Source organism: Brevundimonas sp. (genome assembly GCF_031082345.1).
Lineage (GTDB): Bacteria > Pseudomonadota > Alphaproteobacteria > Caulobacterales > Caulobacteraceae > Brevundimonas.
The window spans coordinates 1-3,044 of sequence record NZ_JAVHLH010000208.1 but is presented as its reverse complement, the minus strand read 5'-3'; the positions used below and the strand labels follow the sequence as shown (position 1 = coordinate 3,044).

5 protein-coding genes and 1 pseudogene are annotated in these 3,044 nt (G+C 68.4%); 3 read left to right on the top strand and 3 right to left on the bottom strand.

Annotation, left to right across the window (positions count from 1 at the left end):
• Together RDU12_RS12240 and RDU12_RS12235 are read right to left on the bottom strand one after the other, a co-directional pair.
• Nucleotides 1–195, bottom strand: a pseudogene (locus RDU12_RS12240) (pilus assembly protein CpaA); the annotation flags it as partial.
• Between the two features lie 111 nt (nucleotides 196–306).
• Nucleotides 307–477, bottom strand: coding sequence for a Flp family type IVb pilin (locus RDU12_RS12235; RefSeq protein WP_298745753.1), 171 nt, complete (start codon nucleotides 475–477; stop codon nucleotides 307–309).
• Between the two features lie 302 nt (nucleotides 478–779).
• On the opposite strand from RDU12_RS12235, the gene RDU12_RS12230 reads away from it, so the two are divergent.
• The 3 genes from RDU12_RS12230 to RDU12_RS12220 are packed head-to-tail and all read left to right on the top strand — an operon-like array spanning nucleotide 780 to nucleotide 2,283.
• On the top strand, nucleotides 780–1,193 hold the full coding sequence (locus RDU12_RS12230) for a pilus assembly protein N-terminal domain-containing protein (RefSeq protein ID WP_300290111.1): 414 nt from the start codon (nucleotides 780–782) through the stop codon (nucleotides 1,191–1,193).
• Nucleotides 1,194–1,198: 5 nt separating this feature from the next.
• Nucleotides 1,199–1,750, top strand: coding sequence for a TadE/TadG family type IV pilus assembly protein (locus tag RDU12_RS12225; protein ID WP_300290112.1), 552 nt, complete (start codon nucleotides 1,199–1,201; stop codon nucleotides 1,748–1,750).
• Nucleotides 1,747–2,283 carry a TadE/TadG family type IV pilus assembly protein gene (locus RDU12_RS12220; RefSeq protein WP_300290113.1) on the top strand — a complete coding sequence of 179 codons (537 nt, stop codon included), beginning with the start codon at nucleotides 1,747–1,749 and terminating at the stop codon, nucleotides 2,281–2,283. The genes RDU12_RS12225 and RDU12_RS12220 overlap by 4 nt, the downstream gene beginning before the upstream one ends.
• Here the strand turns inward: RDU12_RS12220 and RDU12_RS12215 are convergent.
• A partial coding sequence (locus RDU12_RS12215; protein ID WP_308684834.1) for an anthranilate synthase component I family protein occupies nucleotides 2,280–3,044 on the bottom strand: 765 nt, incomplete at its 5' end. The genes RDU12_RS12220 and RDU12_RS12215 overlap by 4 nt on opposite strands.

Below are 3,044 nucleotides of genomic sequence, written 5' to 3'. Positions count from 1 at the left end.
GGCCGCGACGGCGATCCCCATGTGGATCGCGATCGCCGTCGGCGCGAGGCCGAGCAGCAGGGCGGTGGGAAAAAAGGCGAGGATCAGAAGGCCGGAGATCCAATTCGGGATTTTCATCGACGTCAGATCCTTCAGCCCGGCGACGATCACCAGGGCGGGAAGGATGGCGAGCAGGATCAGTTGCAGGACTTCCATGCGCACAGCCTGTCCGATCGACCTTTAAGGCGGCGTTTCCGGAACGCGCAAAAGCAAAGGGCCGGAGCGTTTCCGCTCCGGCCCTCGCCTGGTTCAAGACGCTTGCGACGCTTAGGTGGCGCCGATGGCGGTGGCGACCTTGTTGAACTGGGTCGAGATGTTGGTGCCCAGGGCAGTGACGGCCGCGATGATCACGACGGCGATGAGGGCGGCGATCAGGCCATATTCGATGGCCGTGGCGCCCGACTCATCGGACATGAACTTCGAAATGAACTTCTTCATGGTCATAGTTCCTTTGCAGACGAGGAAGCGAGCTACTGAACGCGGGGGGGGAGCCGGTAGCCCGCTTGACCCCCAAAACGCACCGTCGTTATCGCCCATATCGGTTAAGGCCCGGTCGCCGGGCGTGGTTACCAGAAGATTTACTGTAAATTCCGCCGGACCGGACCGCCGCGACCTCCTCCTCTACCGGCCCTCGCTGGACCTGGCCGGTATTCCGGCGCGGGTTTCAAACTTTATTGAGGTTTCGACGGCAGGTTCTTCGTCACGCTCCCGCGCGCGCTCGCTCTATGGACACCGTCGCCATGACCCGCTTCCACCGCCTGCTCCTCGCCCTCGGCGCGACCGCCCTGCTGGGCGGCCCCGGCCACGCGGTCGCACAATCCGGCCGCATCAGCGTCGAGATCGACCAGGCCCAGCGCATCCAGCTGCGCGGTCCGGCCGGTTCGGTCATCGTCGGCAATCCGGAGATCGCCGACGTCACCGTGGTCGACGCCAATACGCTTTACATCACCGGCAAGGGCTACGGCGTCACCGAGGTGGTCGCGGTGGATCCGATCGGCCGCACCGTGTTCCAGAGCCAGGTCGTCGTCACGGCCGGCGACGGCGCCGGACGGGTCCGGATGTGGCGCGGCGCCCAGGCGACCGAGATGGCCTGCGCCGCATCCTGCTCGCCTTCCGTGCGGGGGACCAGCGGCCCCGCCGCCGCCGCTGAATAGAGCGCATGACCGCCCCTCGCCGCCGCTGGATGTCTGGAGGTCGCCGCTTTCTGGGCGGCCTGCTGCGCAACCGCGACGGTTCGGCCGCCGTCGAGTTCGGCATGGTGGTTCTGCCCTTCTGCGTCATGATCTTCGCCATCCTCGAGGTGGCGCTGATCTTCACCCTCGATTCCGTGCTGGAGAACGCAGCCATCGGCACCGGCCGCCTGGTGCGGACCGGCCAGGCCAGCGCCCAGGGCATGACCGCCGCCCAGTTCAAGACCCAGCTGTGCAGCCGGATGAGCATCTTCGCCGGCGACTGCGAGAACAAGGCGACGATCGATGTGCGGGTCATTCCGCAGTTCAATACGACGCCGCCGGACCCGCTGGCCGGAGAGGGCTTCGATCCCAGCGGCCTGACCTACGCCAACGGCAATCCCGGCGATCTGATCCTGGTGCGCGTCTGGTACGAGCACCCGCTGCTGACCACCTTCCTGTCGCAGGGGCTGTCGAACGTGGGCGACCGGACGGCCATGCTGACCGCCACCACCGCCTTCCGCAACGAGCCGGCCGGATGAAGCGCCGCAGTCTGATCAGGCGGCTGACCGGCGACGAGCGCGGCGTCTCGGCGATCGAATTCGCCATGCTCGCGCCCGTGCTGATCGCCTTCTACATGGGCATGACCGAGTTCTGTCAGGGCTTCATGGCGCAGAAGCGGATGGGACACGTCTCGGCCATGGTCGCCGATCTCATCGCCCAGGAAGAGACGGTCGCGGCGGCGACCATCGACGACATCTTCGATATCGGCGGGCTGATCATGAAGCCCTTTCCGACCGCGACCCTGCACCAGCGGGTGTCGAGCGTCACCCGCACCGGCGGGACGGACACGGTCGACTGGAGCCGCGGCGACGGCATGACCCCGCGCGCGGTGGCCTCGACGATGACCTTGCCGCAAGACCTGGTCGAGGAGGGCGAGAGCGTGATCGTGGCGGAGGTCACCTACGATTACGATTCCGCCGCCGACTATCTGATGCCCGGGCTGACGCGGTTTTCGCACACCTATTATCTGCGGCCGCGGACGGCGGACAAGACGACCTGCGACGACTGCTAGGGCCCGGTCAGGGCCTCGCGCAGGGCGAGGATCTTGACCTCGGTCTCGGCCAGTTCCGACGCCGGGTCGCTGTCGGCGACGATGCCCGCGCCGGCCAGGGTCCGGAAGCGCCAGCGCCCCTCGATCCGCTCGAACGACGCCGTCCGGATCAGGACCGAGGCGGTCAGGCCGCCGTCATCGCCGATGTGGAACAGGCTGCCGCACCAGGGGCCGCGCGGCGGCTCGTGGGCGGCGATGACCTTCATGGCCTGATGCTTGGGCGCGCCGGTGATCGAGCCCGGCGGGAAGGTCGCGGCCAGCAGGTCGGCGACGCCCGTCCCGGCCCGGGCCGCGCCGGTCACGGTCGAGACGAGGTGGTGCACCGTCGGGTGGCTCTCGATCTCGAACAGCCGCTCGACGGCGACCGAGCCGGGGTCGGCGACGCGCGACAGGTCGTTGCGCATCAGGTCGACGATCATGAGGTTTTCGGCCCGGTCCTTGGCGCTGGCCTGGAGCTCGGCGGCGAGGGCGGCGTCGCGGGCGGGATCGGGATGGCGCGGCCGGGTGCCCTTGATCGGCCGGGTCTCGATGCGGCGGCCGGCGGGATCGAAGGTCAGGAACAGCTCGGGCGAGTTGGAGACCACCGTCCGCTCGCCCAGCCGCCAGAAGGCCCCGTAGGCGGCGGCCCGGTCGGCGAGGCGCAGCATGACGTCGAAGGGGTCGGCGTCCGGCCGCAGTTCGCCGGACCAGGCGCGGGCGATATTGGCCTGGAACAGCTCGCC